Source organism: Sinomonas cellulolyticus (assembly GCF_014656475.1).
In the GTDB taxonomy this organism is placed as follows: Bacteria; Actinomycetota; Actinomycetes; order Actinomycetales; family Micrococcaceae; genus Sinomonas; species Sinomonas cellulolyticus.
The window spans coordinates 82,918-98,306 of sequence record NZ_BNCM01000002.1 but is presented as its reverse complement, the minus strand read 5'-3'; the positions used below and the strand labels follow the sequence as shown (position 1 = coordinate 98,306).

Genomic DNA, 15,389 nt, shown 5'->3' with positions numbered 1-15,389 from the left:
CCTTCAGCGTGCCGGCCGTTGATGACTCGACCGGTCAAGCACCACGCTAGGCGTGCCGGAGTCTGCAGGTAAGTGGCCGAGCTGCCGAGTGCGCGTGGGAATGTCCGTTGACGGCCGGCTTCATGGCCAGACTTGCCAAGGGGCTCGGCCTTCTCACCCGGAAGGGTGAGCCGCCGCACACGATGCGCCGGGCAGGTGAGGGCGCAAGAAAAGGCCCGTCAGCTGAACTGACGGGCCTTGCAGATCTCCGGCGTTCCGGATGATGGTGATCGGTGCGCCCAGAGGTGTGTGCTGTCAGGACATCGTTGACGCATGTGGCGGGACATCGTTTACAGGTGACAGTTGACCGGTGTGGCGGGACATTGTTGACGGTTCCCGGCATGTCGCGGGACATCGGCGACACCCTGCTCGTCGAGCATGGGCCATGTCGAAGAACAAGGTCATCGTCCTCGCGGTCCGCGAGGGCGGAATGTCCAAGGCCGAGGCCGCCCGCCGCTACGGGGTCACCCGCCAGTGGGTCCACCAGCTCCTCGCCCGGTACGACGAGCAGGGCGAGGCCGGCCTCGAGGCCCGCTCCCGCCGCCCACGCACCAGCCCCCAGGCGACCTCCACCCAGGTAAGGGACCGGATCCTGGCCCTGCGCACCGAGCTCGCCGCCAAGGGGCTGGACGCCGGCGCCGAGACGATCGCCGCCCACCTCGACCGCGAAGGCCTCCCGGCCCCTGCCAGCACCACGGTCCGCCGGATCCTGCGCGCCGCCGGCACCGTGGCCCCCGAACCGCGCAAGCGTCCCAAGTCCTCGCTGCGCCGCTTCGAAGCCGCCCAGCCCAACGAGACCTGGCAGTCCGACTTCACCCACTGGCACCTGGCCGACGGCACCGACGTGGAGGTCATCGACTTCCTCGACGACCACTCCCGGACCCTGCTCCACCTCACCGCCCACCCACGCGTCACCGGCCCGGCCGTGGTCGAGGCCTTTGTGGACACCGCGCAGGAATACGGGCTCCCAGCCTCGACCCTGACCGACAACGGCATGGTCTACACCACCCGCCTCTCCGGCGGGAAAGGCGGCCGGAACGCCTTCGAGACGCTCATCGCCTCCCTGGGCATCACCCAGAAGAACGGATCCCCCGGCCACCCCCAGACCCAGGGCAAGATCGAGCGCTTCCACCAGACCCTGAAGAAATGGCTCACCGGCCAGCCCGAGGCCCACACGATCGCGGACCTGAACGACCAGCTGGCCAAGTTCCGCCACATCTACAACCACGAACGCCCCCACCGCGCCCTGAACCGCCAGACCCCGGCCCAGGCCTACGAGGCGACCCCCAAGGCCGCCCCCGCGATCGCCGCCCAGGGCCAACACTTCCGCGTGCGCACCGACCGCGTCGACGCCGACGGCAAGGCCACCCTCCGCCACGCCGGACGCCTCAGACACCTCGGGATCGGCCGCACCCACAAGCACAAGAGGATCATCCTGCTCGTCCACGACGCCGAAATCACCGCCCTCGAGCACGGCACCGGGGAGATCCTCGCCGAATTCCACATCGACCCCACCAAGGGCTACCAACCCAAAAAACAGAACACCCCCGGTCCGAAGACCGGGGGCGTCAACGATGTCTCGCCACATCCGTAAAGGATGTCCCGCTACATCACATCGGTGCGCCCAGAGGGATTCGAACCCCCGGCCTTCTGTTCCGTAGACAGACGCTCTATCCAGCTGAGCTATGGGCGCATACCGGCCGTTTCGGTTTGTCTCCGCCCCGTTCGGCCTCGAATAACTGTACGCGAACACTACGGCAACTCCAAATTGACGGAGAGTGCTCTCTCGCACAGGCGCGGGAGGTCATATTGGGTAGACCGGTCTATGTGAGCTTGATCACTAAAATGCCTAGCGTTCCCGACCCGAGTCCCGGAATGCCGCGAATTCCGGAAGTTTCCCTCTCGAATCGAAGGGTAACGCGACCGGTGGTACAGACCACCTTCCCTACCATGGGATGACACCTTGCCCCGACGAAGGAGACCACCATGAGCGATACTCGTCTGCCGCTGCTCGCGGAAGCCCCCACCACGTACGAGCCGCTTCTCTCCTGGGTCGAGGAAGTCGCCGAGCTGACCAAGCCCGACCGGATCCAATGGGTCGACGGTTCCGAGGCGGAGTACCGCCAGCTGACAGACGAGCTGGTCGCGTCCGGCACCCTGACTCGCCTCAACCCCGAGCTCTTCCCCAACTCCTTCGCCGCGTTCTCCGATCCCGCGGATGTGGCCCGCGTCGAGGAGCAGACGTTCATCTGCTCGAAGAACGAGCGCGACGCCGGCTTCACCAACAACTGGATGGACCCCGACGCCATGAAGGAGAAGCTCAACGGCCTCTTCGACGGCGCCATGCGCGGCCGCACCATGTACGTCATCCCCTTCGTCATGGGCCACCTCGACGCGGAGGACCCGAAGTTCGGCGTCGAGATCACCGACTCGGCCTACGTCGTCGCCTCGATGCGCATCATGGCGCGCATCGGCACCGATGTGCTGAAGAAGATCGAGGAGACGCGGGCCTTCTTCGTCCCCGCCCTCCACTCGGTCGGCGCGCCCCTCGAGGAGGGCCAGGAGGATGTGCCGTGGCCGTGCAACCCGGAGAAGTGGATCGTGCACTTCCCCGAGGAGCGCTCCATCTGGTCCTACGGCTCCGGCTACGGCGGCAACGCCCTGCTCGGCAAGAAGTGCTACGCCCTGCGCATCGCCTCGGTCATGGCCCGCGATGAGGGCTGGCTCGCCGAGCACATGCTGATCCTCAAGCTGACCAGCCCTGAGGGCAAGGCGTACCACATCTCGGCCGCGTTCCCCTCGGCGTGCGGCAAGACCAACCTCGCCCTCCTCGATCCCACGATCAAGGGCTGGAAGGTCGAGACCCTGGGCGACGACATCACGTGGATGCGCTTCGGCAAGCAGGGCGAGCTGCGGGCGGTCAACCCCGAGGCCGGCCTCTTCGGCGTCGCGCCCGGCACGGGCTGGGGCACCAACCCGAACGCGATGCGCGCCATCGCCAAGGGCAACAGCATCTTCACCAACGTGGCCCTCACCGATGACGGCGGTGTGTGGTGGGAGGGCATGACCGAGGAGGTCCCCGCCCACCTCACCGACTGGAAGGGCAACGACTGGACGCCGGACGCCGGCCACCCCGCCGCGCACCCGAATTCCCGGTTCTGCACCCCGATCGACCAGATCGACATGCTCGCACCCGAGTACTTCTCCCCGGAGGGCGTCGAGATCAACGCGATCCTGTTCGGCGGCCGCCGCAAGACCACCATCCCGCTCGTCACCGAGGCCCGCAGCTGGGCGAACGGCATCTTCATGGGCGCCACGCTCTCCTCGGAGACCACCGCGGCGGCGGCCGGCGCGGTCGGCGTCGTGCGTCGCGACCCGATGGCCATGCTGCCCTTCATCGGCTACGACGCCGGCGACTACCTGGGCCACTGGGTCAAGGTCTCGGGCAAGGCCAACCCGGCCCGCCTGCCGAAGATCTTCCTCGTGAACTGGTTCCGCCGCACCCAGGACGGCGGCTTCGCGTGGCCGGGCTTCGGCGACAACTCGCGTGTGCTGAAGTGGGCCATCGAGCGCATCGAGGGCACCGCGGACGCCGTCGAGACCCCGATCGGCTTTGTGCCGACCGCGGAGAGCCTCGACCTCGATGGCCTGGACATGACCCCCGAGCAGGTCCAGGAGGCCGTCCGCTTCGACTCCGACGAGTGGAAGGCCGAGGTCCCGGGCCTCGAGGAGTGGTTCGACCGCTTCGGCGGCTCGCTGCCCAAGAGCATCACCGCCGAGCTCGACGGCCTCAAGGCGCGCCTCTCCTGACGCTGAGCTGCCGTTGACCGCGTCCGCACGGACGCGCCGGTTCCCTGGGAGGGCCGTCCCGCTGCGCGCGGGGCGGCCCTTCCTCCGTCCCTGCCGGGGCGGAGGTACGTTGGGAGCATGCACGACGGCGTGATCCCGCCGGGCCCGTCCGGCCCACCCCTGGTCCTCCCGCTCTTCTCGGTGCGCGCCGCCGACCTGCCCGCGGCGGGCGGCAAGGGCGCGAACCTCGGCGAGCTGATCGCGGCCGGGCTCCCAGTCCCGCCGGGCTTCGTGGTCACGACGGCCGCCTACCGCTCCCACGCCGCCCGCGCGGGGCTTGACCCGGTGGACGCCGCCGCTCACCCGGCCGCGGCGCGGACGCTCCTGGAGGACACGCCGCTCGATCCCGCCACGCGCCACGCGATCTCCACCGCGCTGGTCGAGCTCGGGCCGGAGGGCACGGCGGTCGCGGTCCGTTCGAGCGCCACAGCCGAGGACCTGCCTGGCGCGGCCTTCGCGGGCCAGCAGGACACCTTCCTGGACGTCGCCGGCACGGAGGACGTGCTCGAGGCCGTGCGGAGCTGCTGGGCCTCCCTCTGGACCGACCGCGCCGTCGACTATCGGCAGCGGCAGGGGATCGACCCGCGCGAGGTGGCGATCGCCGTCGTCGTCCAGCGGATGGTCCGGGCCGAGGCCGCGGGCGTCGTCTTCACGGCGAACCCGCTCACGGGCCGCCGCGACGAGCTCGTGGTGGACGCCGCCCCCGGGCTCGGCGACGCGGTGGTCTCGGGGCAGGTCACGCCCGAGCACCTCGTGCTCGCCCATGACGGTGCCGTCCGGTCGTTGGCCCTCCAGCGCGACGGCGCACCACGGGTCCTTCCCGACGCCGCGGCCGCCCAGCTAGCCGAGGTGGCAGTCGCAGCCGAGCGGCACTTCAGCGGCCTGGCGGGGGAGGATCGCCCGCAGGACATCGAGTGGGCGCTCGCGGACGGCAGGATCAGCATCGTCCAGGCGCGCCCGATGACGGCGCTGCCGCTCGAGCCGCCCTCGCTGGGTGCCGTCCAGCGCGCCGTGGGCCCTTTCTTCCTCGAGATGTTCACCCAGCGCCCCTACCCGCTGGACGTGACCGGGTGGCTAGGCCCCGGCGTCGTGCGCATGCTCGACCTCATGGCCGGGAGCGTCGGCGTCCGGTTCCCGCCCCTTTCGGAGCTCATCCGGGAGCGCGACGGCGTCCCGCTCCAGCTCATCCCGCCCAGACCGCGTCCCACTCTCGCGGCGGTCGGGGCGCCGCTGTCCGTGGCGCGCCGTGTCCGCGCGTTCGACACCCGCCATTGGACCCAGGACCCCCTCTTCCGCCGGTTCGAGGGAACTGTCGCCGAGCTCGACGCCGAGGACCCGGCGGCCCTGCCGTGGCCGGACCTGGTCCGGCGCGTGGACCGCTGCAACGAGGCGATGGAGCCGCTCGGCCGGATCCGCGCGCGTTACCTGCCGAGCGCGTTCGTGCCGTTCCTTCCGCTGCGGCTCCTGCTGCTCGTGCTCCGCCGCGGCCGCCTCGCGTCGCCGCTCGTGGCGGGCGGCCGGACCCGGACGCGGGACGGGAACGACGCGCTCGAGGCGCTCGCGGCCGTGGTCCGGGAGGATCCCGAGCTGTCCCGCGCGGCCCGCGAGCTTGACGCCGCGGGCTTCCTCGCTGCCGTCCGGAGCCAGCCCGAACTCGGCGCGTTCGCCGTCCAGCTCGGCGCGTTCCTCGCCGAGTACGGGCACCGGGAGTCGCTGAGCGTTGTTATCGCGACTGCGCCCACGTGGCGTGACGACCCGACACCCGTGGCCGCGATCCTGCAGTCCCTGGCTGCCGCACCGCCTCACCCGAATCCCCGGGACCCCTCTGCGGAGGCCCTCGCCGACCTCCTGCAGCACCCGCTCCTGCGCTTCCCCCGGGCCGCCGCCGCAGCGCGTGGGATCGTGGAGGCCTGCCGCCGGGGGCTCGCGTTCCGGGAGGACACCCACTTCCACATCACGCGCCTCATGCCGCCACTGCGCGCCACGTTCCTCGAACTCGGGCGGCGTCTCGTCGCTGCAGGCGCGCTCGCCGCACCCGAGGACGTCTTCCATCTCCGCCTCGAGGAACTGCACGCCCTGCGGGACCCGGTGGTGATGGACGACGCCGAGGCCTCCCGGGTGCGCAGCCTCGCGGAACGGCGTGCGCGCCTCCGGAAGGAGTACGCGCGCCTTCCGATGCTCGATCCGGGGCTGTTTGCCCGGCGCCGGGGCGGCGAGGACGACCCCGGCGCACTGCTCACCGGGACACCCGCGAGCGGCGGTGCAGCCACCGGGCCGGTGCGGATCGTACTGGGACCGGAGGGCTTCTCGTCGCTCAGGGCGGGAGAGGTGCTCGTATGCCCCAACACGAATCCCTCCTGGACGCCGCTGTTCGCGCGCGCCGCCGCCATCGTGGTGGACACCGGCGGGCTCGGTTCCCATGCTGCGATCGTGGCCCGGGAGTACGGCGTCCCGGCCGTCATGGCGACGGGGAACGGCACCGTACTCCTGGCCGACGGGCAGGCCGTCCGCGTGGACGGGACCAGAGGACGGGTGGACCGCGCCTGACCCCGGGCCGCGGGGAGGTGGCCCCGGGTCGGGGTGGGGACATGACGACGGCACCTGCCTCAGGGGGGAGAGTCAGGTGCCGTCGTGCTTGGGTGGGCGTTAGGCCGTGACGGGCGCGTCCGCGCTCACGGTGAGGACAGCGCCGTCGTGCGGCGCGCCGCCGTCTGCGCCCGAGACGCCCACGGAGACCCGGCCGCCCTCGGCGACCGCACCGGTCACGAGCAGGTCCGCGACGCGGTCCTCGAGCTCGCGCTGGATCACGCGGCGCAGCGGCCGGGCACCGAACTCGGGCTCGTAGCCGCGCTCGGCGATCCAGTCCACGGCGTGCTCGTCCACGGCCAGGGCGATGCCCTGGGCCGCGAGCCGCGACTCGGTCTGGCCGAGCTGCAGGCGCACGATCTCATGCTGCTGCTCGCGGGTGAGCTTGCGGAACAGCACGATCTCGTCGATGCGGTTGAGGAACTCAGGCCGCATGGTCTCCCGCAGCCGGCCCATGATCCGGGACCGCAGCTCGGTCTCGGACGGACCGCCTTCGGCACCGCCGGCCGCGAAGCCGAGCGAGGCCCCCCGCGTGGCGAGGAACTCGGACCCGAGGTTCGAGGTCATGATCACCACGGTGTTGCGGAAGTCGACCGTGTGCCCCTGGCCGTCGGTCAGCCGGCCGTCGTCCAGGACCTGCAGGAGCAGGTTGAACACGTCCGGGTGAGCCTTCTCGACCTCGTCGAGCAGCACCACCGAGTACGGGTGACGGCGCACCCGCTCGGTCAGCTGGCCGGCCTCCGAGTAGCCGACGTACCCCGGAGGGGCACCGACAAGGCGGGAGACGGTGTGGCGCTCGCCGAACTCGCTCATGTCGAAGCGCACCATCGCGGACTCGTCGCCGAACAGCGACGCAGCGAGGGCCTTCGCGAGCTCGGTCTTGCCCACGCCGGTCGGGCCGAGGAACAGGAAGCTGCCCACGGGACGGCCTGCGTCGCCGAGGCCCGTGCGGTTGCGCCGCACGGACTTCGCGATCGCGGAGACCGCATCCTCCTGCCCGATCACACGCTCGTGGAGCTCGTCCTCGAGGCGCGCGAGACGCTCCCGCTCGCCTTCGGTCAGGCGTGCAGCGGGAATGCCGGTGGCACGGGCCACGACGGCCGCGATGTCCGCCTCGCGGACAACGGCAGCCTCACGCACGACGGCGCCCGGCTGGCTCGTGTCCGCTCCCTCGCCCTCGGCGGGGGCGTCGGCAGGCAAGGGAGCGCCCGAGACCTCGGCCTCGATGGTCGCGGTGAGCGCGTCGATCTCATCGCGCAGCCGGGAGGCTTCCTCGTACGCCTCCTGGGCGATGGCCGCCTCCTTCTGGGTGGTCAGCTCGACGATCCGGGCGCCGAGGGCTTCGACGTCCACGCGGGGCCCGCGGGCCAGGCTCAGGCGGGCGCCGGCCTGGTCGACGAGGTCGATCGCCTTGTCCGGCAGGTACCGGTCGGTGATGTAGCGGTGGGAGAGCTCCACCGCGGCGCGGATCGCCTCCTCGGAGTACGTCACCCCGTGGTGCTCCTCGTACCGGGACTTGAGCCCGTCCAGGATCTGCACCGCGTCCTCGACGCTCGGTTCGCCCACAGTGACCGGCTGGAACCGGCGCTCGAGCGCAGGGTCCTTCTCGATCTTGCGGTACTCGTCCAGCGTGGTGGCGCCGATGAGGTGCAGCTCGCCGCGGGCCAGGCGCGGCTTGAGGATGTTGCCGGCATCCATGCCGCCCTCGCCGCCACCACCGGCCCCCACGACCGTGTGGATCTCGTCCACGAACGCGATGACATTCCCATCCTGGGCGATCTCGTCCATGGTCTTGGTGAGCCGCTCCTCGAAGTCGCCGCGGTAGCGGGTGCCGGCCAGCATCGCGGGCAGGTCGAGCGAGACGACTGTCTTCCCGGCGATCTGCGCGGGGACCTCGCCCTCGGCGACGGCCTGGGCCAGGCCCTCTACGATCGCGGTCTTGCCCACGCCGGCCTCGCCGATGAGCACAGGGTTGTTCTTGGTGCGGCGGGCAAGGATCTCGATGGCCTGCTCGATCTCGTCGGCACGGCCGATCACGGGGTCGAGCTTGCCCTCGCGGGCGAGCGCGGTGAGGTCGGTGCCGAACTTCGCCAGCATGGAGTCCTTGCCGCGGCGCCCTTTCTGGGCCTTGGTGGCGTGCAGGGGGCGCTGGGCAGCGCGGGGCGTGGGCGCGTCGTCGTGCGTCTGGGCCTCCCGGGCGGCGGTCTCGCCGTCCTGGAGGGACTGCGGCGTGACGCCGGCGGCGGCGAGGATCTGGCCTGCGGCCGCCTCGGTGTTCAGCACGAGCGCCACGAAGAGGTGCTCGGGGTCGATGTACGTGGACCCGACCGAGCGCGCCACCTTGTAGGCGTCGAGGAAGGCGTGCTGGGCGCTCGTGGTGAGGGACGGCATGGCGTCGTCGTCTCCGGGGCGTTCCACGGTGCCGGGCATGCGGTCTTCCGCGGCCGTGGCGATCGCCTCCGCGTCCGCGCCGGCGTGCTCGATCATGCCGGAGATCGATTCAGTGTCCGTGAGGGCGCGGAGCAGGTGCAGGGCGTCGACCTCGCGGTGACCGTGCTCCTTCGCGAAGCGTCCGGCCGCGTTGAGCACGGCCTGGGTCCCGCGGCTCACGAGCCGCGTCATGTCGATGGGGCGGCCGGGCTGGCGAGCACCCTGGCCCTGCAGGTAGCGGGCGAGGAACTCGTCGAAGGAGCCGTTGCCTGCGGCGGGGCCGAAGAACAGGGGCATTCGTTTTCCTCCAAAGGAGCGGGTTCACTCAGAGTTGAGTGTCTTACGCTCAAGTTCAACACTGTGGCCAACCAGATATTCCCCCGCAGTACCCGCGATCTGCATCACGCGGCTAGGTTGGAGGGCATGACGACCATTGCGCAGAACATCGTCGCGACCCTCGCAGCCAACGGCGTCCGCCGCGTCTACGGGCTCCCCGGTGACTCCCTCAACGGCTTCACCGACGCCCTCCGCGAGACGCCGAGCATCGAGTGGGTGCACGTGCGGCACGAGGAGGCCGGCGCCTTCGCCGCTGCCGCGGAGGCGGCGCTCACCGGGGAGATCGCCGTCTGCGCCGGATCCGCGGGGCCGGGCAACCTGCACCTCATCAACGGCCTCTACGACGCCAACCGGTCGCGCGTGCCCGTCCTGGCCATCGCCGCGCACATCCCCAGCACCGAGATCGGTTCCAACTACTTCCAGGAGACGCACCCGCAGGAGGTCTTCCGCGAGTGCAGCGTCTACGCCGAGCAGGTCACCGATGCCGCCCAGATGCCCCGCATCCTCGAGATTGCGATGCGCACCGCCGTCGAGAAGCGCGGCGTCGCGGTCGTGGTGCTCTCCGGCGACGTCGGGCTGACCGCCATGAACTCGGATCGCGTCACCGTGGTGCGCAGGACGCGCCCCCGCGTGGTGCCCAGCCACGCCGAACTCCGCGAGGCCGCGGACATCCTGAACGCCGCCGGCAAGGTCACCATCCTCGCCGGGGCGGGCGTGGAGGGCGCACACGACGAGGTCGTCGCGCTCGCGGACGCGCTCGCGGCGCCGATCGTGCACGCGATGCGCGGCAAGGAGTTCATCGAGTACGACAACCCGTTCGACGTCGGCATGACCGGCCTCCTCGGGTTCTCCTCGGGGTACCGGGCCATGGAGGACTGCGACGCCCTCCTCATGCTCGGCACCGACTTCCCGTACCAGCAGTTCTATCCGTCCAAGGCGAAGATCATCCAGGTGGACATCCGCGGCGAGCAGCTGGGCCGCCGAGTGCCGCTGGACCTCGGCCTCGTCGGGGACGTCCGCGAGACCGCCGCCGCGCTCCTTCCGCTCGTGCCGCGCAAGAAGCGCCGCACGCATCTCGAGTCCTCGCTCAAGCACTACGCCAAGGCGCGGTCCAAGCTGGACGACCTCGCGAACCCGACCAAGAAGGGCCAGCCCCTCCACCCGCAGTTCATCACGCGCACTCTCGATCGGCTCGCAGCGGAGGACGCGGTCTTCACCGCCGACGTCGGCACGCCGGTGATCTGGGCCGCGCGGTACCTCACGATGAACGGCCGACGCCGCCTGGTCGGCTCGTTCACCCACGGATCCATGGCGAACGCGCTGCCCCATGCGATGGGCGCGCAGGCCGCATTCCCCGGTAGGCAGGTGGTGGCCCTCGCGGGCGACGGCGGCCTGTCGATGCTCCTCGGCGAGCTCCTGACTATCGTCCAGAATCGGCTGCCGGTGAAGCTCGTGGTCTTCAGCAACGCGTCCCTGAACTTCATCGAGCTCGAGATGAAGTCCGTGGGCTTCGTGAACTTCGGCACGGGCCTGGACAACCCGAACTTCGCCGCGGTGGCAGAGGCGATGGGGATCAAGGGCGTGCGGGTGAACGACTCCTCTGAGCTCGAGACTGGGCTGAAGGAGGCACTCGCGCACGACGGTCCCGCACTCGTGGACGTCGCCACGATGCGCGAGGAGCTTGCCATGCCGCCGACCATCACGGCCCAGCAGGCCGGGGGGTTCACGCTCTACGCCCTGCGGACGGTGCTCTCGGGACGCGGGGACGAGGTCCTCGACTTGGCAAGGGCCAACTGGCGGCGCGTCTTCTGACGCGTGTGGGCCTCGACCTCACGGGACGACGACGAGCTTGTCCTTCACACGGCCGCCCACGAGGTCGGCCCAGCGCGCGGGCAGGTCCGCGAGCGGTATGTCCTCGCGCTCGACCACGATGCGGCCCGCAGCCGCCGCGTCCAACAGCTGCCCCAGCACCGCCCCACGCTGCGCAGGGGTCATGCGCAGGCTCGCGTGCGGCAGGAAGCTCACCGACCTGCTCCTGAAGGCCGGGGCCGAGATCGTCGCGTCGGCGCCCGCGGAGTTGCCGATCTGGACCACGCGGGCGCCGAAGGCGAGCGACGGGATGACCGTCGCGATGACCGGTCCCCAGAGGGCGTCGATGACGAGATTGCAGCCGTTCGGTGCGGCCTCACGCAGGCGGTCGGCCAGCGTGGCCAGATCCGAGGTCGAGACGACGGCATCCGCACCGAGCTCCATGACTCCAGACGACTGGGCGTCGCTTGACACGACCCCGACCACCCGCGCAGCGCCGAGCAGCCGAGCGGCTTGGACAGCCACGCGTCCGACCTGACCATTGGCCCCCAGGACGAGCACGGATTCCCCCGCTTCGATGGAACCGGTCACCGTGAGTCCTCCCCACGCCGCCGTCCCTGATACCCCTAGCGCGGCAGCAAGGCTCGGGTCGAGGCCGGCGGGAAGGGGATGGGTCTCGGTCCGTTCGAGCGGAATGCGCTCGGCGTAGGCCCCGTAGGGCGTGGGCGGCCCGGAAAATTGCACGACCGTTCCGTCACCTAGCCTGGCGACGCCGTCCAGCCCGAGCACCAGCGGAGGTTCGGGGCGTCGGGGGGCCATCCTCCCCGCGGCGACCAGGATGTCCGCCGGGTTGGCCGAGGCGGCAATGACCGTCGCCCACTCGCCCTGAGGATCGGGGAACTCGGTGAGGAGCGGCGGTTCGCCGTACTCCTTGACCACCACTGCACGCATGGAGCCAGAGTGCATCGGAAACGCGCGGGATTCCAGAGGCGGGCACCGCGGTTGGGTTCAGCCGGCGGAATAGCGTGTGCCATTTCCACCTTGAAGTAATTGTTACTTCAAGTTTTAGGAGCGCGCATGAAGATCGCCGTGTACGGAGCCACCGGAATGGTGGGAAGCCAGATCGTTGCCGAAGCCGCCCGCCGCGGCCATGAGGTGACCGCCATCAGCCGGAAGGGGACCCCGGTGGAGGGCGCCGCCGTCGCGCGCGCCGCTGATCTGGCGGACGCTGAGACGTACCGCGAGATCGCGGAGGCGAACGACGCCGTGGTGCTGGCGACGTCGCCCGACCGCACCGGCGGCCCGCGCGAGCCCTACGTCGAGGCGCACCGAGCGATCGCGAAGGTCCCGGCTGCAGCGCGCCTGTACATGGTGGGCGGCTTCGGCGGCCTCAAGGCCCCCGATGGCACGCCGATCAAGGACACCCCCGATTTCCCGGCAATCTACAAGGGCGAGTCGGATGCGGCGTTCGCCGCCTACGAGGCGCTCCGGGACGCGGGCACCGGCGTGACCGTCCAGGCTCCTGCGGCCGTCATCGCCCCGGGGGAGCGCACCGGCAAGTACGTCACGGCGGTAGACGTCCCGGCCGCCGGTGAATCCATCTCGTCCCAGGACTTCGCCGTCGCCGCCCTCGATGAGCTCGAGAGGCCGCAGTTCAGCGGAAAGTTCTTCACCGCGTCCAACTAGACGCCTTCACCCCTCGAGCAGCGCTGCCTCAAGCAGTGCCTCTTGAACAGCGACTGGGAGCCACCCCCAGGGAGCCGACGTCCTGACTCCCGGGAGATGGCTCCCAGTGGTGACCTCGAGAGGTCGGTCCGCGGCACCGCCGCCCAGTGCCTTCCAACCGGCGGCGCCAGCGGGCGCTGGAGGCCCGGCGGCCGTCAGACCGGCCGCGGGCTGCGGCCTCAGTTCTGCGAGGCCAGCCAGAGGTCCGGGCCGAAGACCTCGTAATGGATCTTCGTGGCGGGGATGCCCTTGGCGATGGCCTGCGAGCGGACCTTCTGCATGAACGGCAGCGGTCCGCAGAGGTAGACGTTCGCATTCTCGGGCAGGTCCACCTCATCGAGGTTCATGAAGCCCTCGTGGGTCTCGGCACCCGTGACCCCGCTGCCGGCAGTGCCGACCGCGGCCAGCTCGGGCTGGGGCTGCTCGAGCCAGACCTTCAGGCTCGCGCCGTCGATCTTCTGGACGTCGCCCAGCATCTGGTCGGACAGGGCCCACGTGTCGAGGCTGCGGTCGGCGTGCAGGGCGAGGACCTCCCGGTCCGAGCCGTTCGTGGCGAGGGCGCGCAGGATCGAGGCGGCCGGAGTGCAGCCGATGCCGGCGGTCGCGAGCACGAGGGGCCCGTCGCCGTCGTCGAGCGTCACGTCGCCGTACGGGTTGGAGAGCTCGACGACGTCGCCCACCTGGAACTTCTCGTGCATGATCGGCGAGACCTCGCCGCCGTCGTTGTACTTGGTGGTGATGACGCGGCGCTCGGTGGACTCGGCGTCCGCGGACAGCGTGTACTGGCGGGCCTGGAGGAGACCGTCCGCGACCGGGATGCGGACCGAGACGAACTGGCCGGGCTCGCCGGGGGTGACGGGGGTGTCGTCCGCGGGCTCGAACACGAAGGTCATGGTGGTGGGGCTCGCCGGGGTCTTCTCGACGATCTTCCAGGGCATCCACATCTTGTCGTTGGCCTGCTTGGCGTAGAGGCCCTTCTCGATCTTGATGAGCGCGTCCGCCATGAGCCAGTACACCTCGGTCCATGCCTGCGCGACCTCGGGGGTGACGGCCTCGCCGAGGTCCTCGACGATGGCCTCGAAGAGGTACTTGTAGACGATCGGGTACTGGTCCTCGGTGATGCCGAGGGAGGTGTGCTTGTGGGCGATGCGGCTCAGGACGGCCTCGGGGAGGGTGCCGGGGTGGTTCACGAGGTGGCTCGCAAAGGCGGCGATGGCGCCGGCGAGGGCCTGGCGCTGCTGGCCGTTCGCCTGGTTGGCACGGGAGAACACGCCGTTGAGGAGCTCCGGGTGCGCGGCGAACATCTTCTGGTAGAACAGCGGCGTGATGTCGCCGATCCGGCTGCCGACGAGGGGCAGCGTGGCTTCGATGACGGGACGCGCGGTATCCGAGAGCATTGAGACTCCTCAACTGGGGCTGGCCCTCCGCGGAGGGAGGCTTCCGTTATTCTGCATTTGGGATGCTGAATTGACTCCAGTGTTCTACGCGGCGTAGAAATTCGCAATTTCATGACCTGTGACGATAGTCACGCGGCGTCATGATGGGGGTGTTGGCTCGCGCTGCATGATGGCGCCGGCAGGCATGACGACGGTGCCGGCAGGCACGATGACGGCGCCCGCAGGCACGACGAGGGGTGTCGGGCTCAGGCGCCGGGCGGCCGGAGCCCGATCTGCACGAGGACGGGACCCATCTGTCGCTGCGTGGGCAGCGAGGCGACAGCCACGCCGTCGAGCTCCCGGTAGAAGGCCTCACGGGCGCGGCGGAGCGCGCCGCGGAGCCCGCAGTCGTGATTGAGGGGGCAGTCGCCGTTGGGCGACTCGCAATCGACGAGGTCCGCGCGGGTGTCGAGGGAGCGCAGGACGCCGCCCACTGTAGCCTTCCGGCCTGTCTCGCTCAGCTGCACGCCGCCCGCGCGCCCGCGCGTGGCCTCCACGTATCCGAGCTCCCGGAGCTTGAGGACAGCCTTGCTCACGTGGTTGTACGGGGTCCCGACGCCGTCCGCGATCGTCCGGGTCGGCAGCGGCTGGCCGGTGTCGTTGGCCGCCAGCAGCATGAGCGCGCGCAGACTGACATCCTCAAAAGCCGTCATGCGCATGGCGTATATTCTACGCTCTCACTTCGAGCGGGCCTGTCCGGAGACTCAGGGCGCGAAGACCGACGCCTCGTGCCCGTCCGCCTCGAGGGGGCCGAACGCATAGCCCTCGACCGTGAGCTCGTAGGGCACGACGGCGGCCATCACCGCGCCGCCGGAATGCTCCGCCGCGCCGTGGATCCCGTCGGTGCCCAGACTGCCCGTGGAGGAGGGGTGTTCGGGCAGGTACACGTCCGAGGCGAACGCCACCGCCTGGTATCCGTCGCGGCCTTGACGCAGGAGCCCCAGGACGTCGGCCATCATCGACTCGGCGTCGAGCTCGCCGTCGTCCCCCGGCTCCGGCGGGGTGACCATCACGAGGCGGAGCTCACCCTCGTGGTCCAGCGTGACTCCGAAGGGGAGGAAGCCGCCGTTCTGCTCGAGGTGCTCCTGGGCGAGGCCGAGCGCAGTGCCCAGCACCTCGCGGAGCTGGGCCTGCTGCGTCTCCTCGGGAACCTCGCGGTCCGTGCTCATGGGCTGCCGG

10 protein-coding genes and 1 tRNA gene are annotated in these 15,389 nt (G+C 70.5%); 5 read left to right on the top strand and 6 right to left on the bottom strand.

Going from position 1 to position 15,389, the window contains the following annotated elements; all coding sequences use genetic code 11:
* Window positions 1-424 precede the first annotated feature (424 nt).
* Window positions 425-1,633 carry an IS481 family transposase gene (locus tag IE231_RS02615; protein ID WP_189692401.1) on the top strand — a complete coding sequence of 403 codons (1,209 nt, stop codon included), beginning with the start codon at window positions 425-427 and terminating at the stop codon, window positions 1,631-1,633.
* 25 nt (window positions 1,634-1,658) lie between these two features.
* Here the strand turns inward: IE231_RS02615 and IE231_RS02610 are convergent.
* A tRNA-Arg gene (locus IE231_RS02610) sits at window positions 1,659-1,732 on the bottom strand.
* Between the two features lie 293 nt (window positions 1,733-2,025).
* Between IE231_RS02610 and IE231_RS02605 the strand changes: the two genes are divergently transcribed.
* Both IE231_RS02605 and IE231_RS02600 read left to right on the top strand, forming a co-directional pair.
* The gene (locus IE231_RS02605) at window positions 2,026-3,849 is read left to right on the top strand and encodes a phosphoenolpyruvate carboxykinase (GTP) (RefSeq protein WP_189692400.1); all 1,824 of its coding nucleotides are present in this window, start codon (window positions 2,026-2,028) and stop codon (window positions 3,847-3,849) included.
* 117 nt (window positions 3,850-3,966) lie between these two features.
* Window positions 3,967-6,435 (top strand): PEP/pyruvate-binding domain-containing protein, encoded by a 2,469-nt coding sequence (locus IE231_RS02600; RefSeq protein WP_189692399.1) that lies wholly within the window; start codon window positions 3,967-3,969, stop codon window positions 6,433-6,435.
* 99 nt (window positions 6,436-6,534) lie between these two features.
* Here IE231_RS02600 and IE231_RS02595 read toward each other — a convergent pair whose 3' ends face one another.
* On the bottom strand, window positions 6,535-9,201 hold the full coding sequence (locus tag IE231_RS02595; protein WP_189692398.1) for an ATP-dependent Clp protease ATP-binding subunit: 2,667 nt from the start codon (window positions 9,199-9,201) through the stop codon (window positions 6,535-6,537).
* Between the two features lie 126 nt (window positions 9,202-9,327).
* Here IE231_RS02595 and poxB point away from each other — a divergent pair, with 126 nt between their 5' ends.
* Complete coding sequence (poxB, locus tag IE231_RS02590) at window positions 9,328-11,052, top strand: ubiquinone-dependent pyruvate dehydrogenase (protein WP_189692397.1); 1,725 nt, start codon at window positions 9,328-9,330, stop codon at window positions 11,050-11,052.
* Between the two features lie 18 nt (window positions 11,053-11,070).
* Here the strand turns inward: poxB and IE231_RS02585 are convergent, their stop codons facing one another.
* The gene (locus IE231_RS02585) at window positions 11,071-12,000 is read right to left on the bottom strand and encodes a quinone oxidoreductase family protein (protein WP_189692396.1); all 930 of its coding nucleotides are present in this window, start codon (window positions 11,998-12,000) and stop codon (window positions 11,071-11,073) included.
* Between the two features lie 126 nt (window positions 12,001-12,126).
* On the opposite strand from IE231_RS02585, the gene IE231_RS02580 reads away from it, so the two are divergent.
* A complete protein-coding gene (locus IE231_RS02580; RefSeq protein WP_189692395.1) occupies window positions 12,127-12,735 on the top strand; it encodes an NAD(P)-dependent oxidoreductase in 609 nt (202 codons plus the stop codon).
* Window positions 12,736-12,953: 218 nt separating this feature from the next.
* Here IE231_RS02580 and IE231_RS02575 read toward each other — a convergent pair whose 3' ends face one another.
* The 3 genes from IE231_RS02575 to IE231_RS02565 all read right to left on the bottom strand — a co-directional run bounded on the left by IE231_RS02575 (window position 12,954) and on the right by IE231_RS02565 (window position 15,379).
* Window positions 12,954-14,171 (bottom strand): globin domain-containing protein, encoded by a 1,218-nt coding sequence (locus IE231_RS02575; RefSeq protein WP_189692394.1) that lies wholly within the window; start codon window positions 14,169-14,171, stop codon window positions 12,954-12,956.
* Window positions 14,172-14,416: 245 nt separating this feature from the next.
* Complete coding sequence (locus IE231_RS02570; protein ID WP_189692393.1) at window positions 14,417-14,869, bottom strand: RrF2 family transcriptional regulator; 453 nt, start codon at window positions 14,867-14,869, stop codon at window positions 14,417-14,419.
* A 45-nt stretch (window positions 14,870-14,914) separates the two neighbouring features.
* On the bottom strand, window positions 14,915-15,379 hold the full coding sequence (locus IE231_RS02565; protein ID WP_189692392.1) for a hypothetical protein: 465 nt from the start codon (window positions 15,377-15,379) through the stop codon (window positions 14,915-14,917).
* Window positions 15,380-15,389 lie beyond the last annotated feature (10 nt).

Bases quoted from the DNA above. Each gene is read 5' to 3' on its own strand.
- IE231_RS02615 (WP_189692401.1), top strand. From the start codon at position 425: ATGTCGAAGAACAAGGTCATCGTCCTCGCGGTCCGCGAGGGCGGAATG.
- IE231_RS02605 (WP_189692400.1), top strand. From the start codon at position 2,026: ATGAGCGATACTCGTCTGCCGCTGCTCGCGGAAGCCCCCACCACGTAC.
- IE231_RS02600 (WP_189692399.1), top strand. From the start codon at position 3,967: ATGCACGACGGCGTGATCCCGCCGGGCCCGTCCGGCCCACCCCTGGTC.
- IE231_RS02595 (WP_189692398.1), bottom strand. From the start codon at position 9,201: ATGCCCCTGTTCTTCGGCCCCGCCGCAGGCAACGGCTCCTTCGACGAG.
- poxB (WP_189692397.1), top strand. From the start codon at position 9,328: ATGACGACCATTGCGCAGAACATCGTCGCGACCCTCGCAGCCAACGGC.
- IE231_RS02585 (WP_189692396.1), bottom strand. From the start codon at position 12,000: ATGCGTGCAGTGGTGGTCAAGGAGTACGGCGAACCGCCGCTCCTCACC.
- IE231_RS02580 (WP_189692395.1), top strand. From the start codon at position 12,127: ATGAAGATCGCCGTGTACGGAGCCACCGGAATGGTGGGAAGCCAGATC.
- IE231_RS02575 (WP_189692394.1), bottom strand. From the start codon at position 14,171: ATGCTCTCGGATACCGCGCGTCCCGTCATCGAAGCCACGCTGCCCCTC.
- IE231_RS02570 (WP_189692393.1), bottom strand. From the start codon at position 14,869: ATGCGCATGACGGCTTTTGAGGATGTCAGTCTGCGCGCGCTCATGCTG.
- IE231_RS02565 (WP_189692392.1), bottom strand. From the start codon at position 15,379: ATGAGCACGGACCGCGAGGTTCCCGAGGAGACGCAGCAGGCCCAGCTC.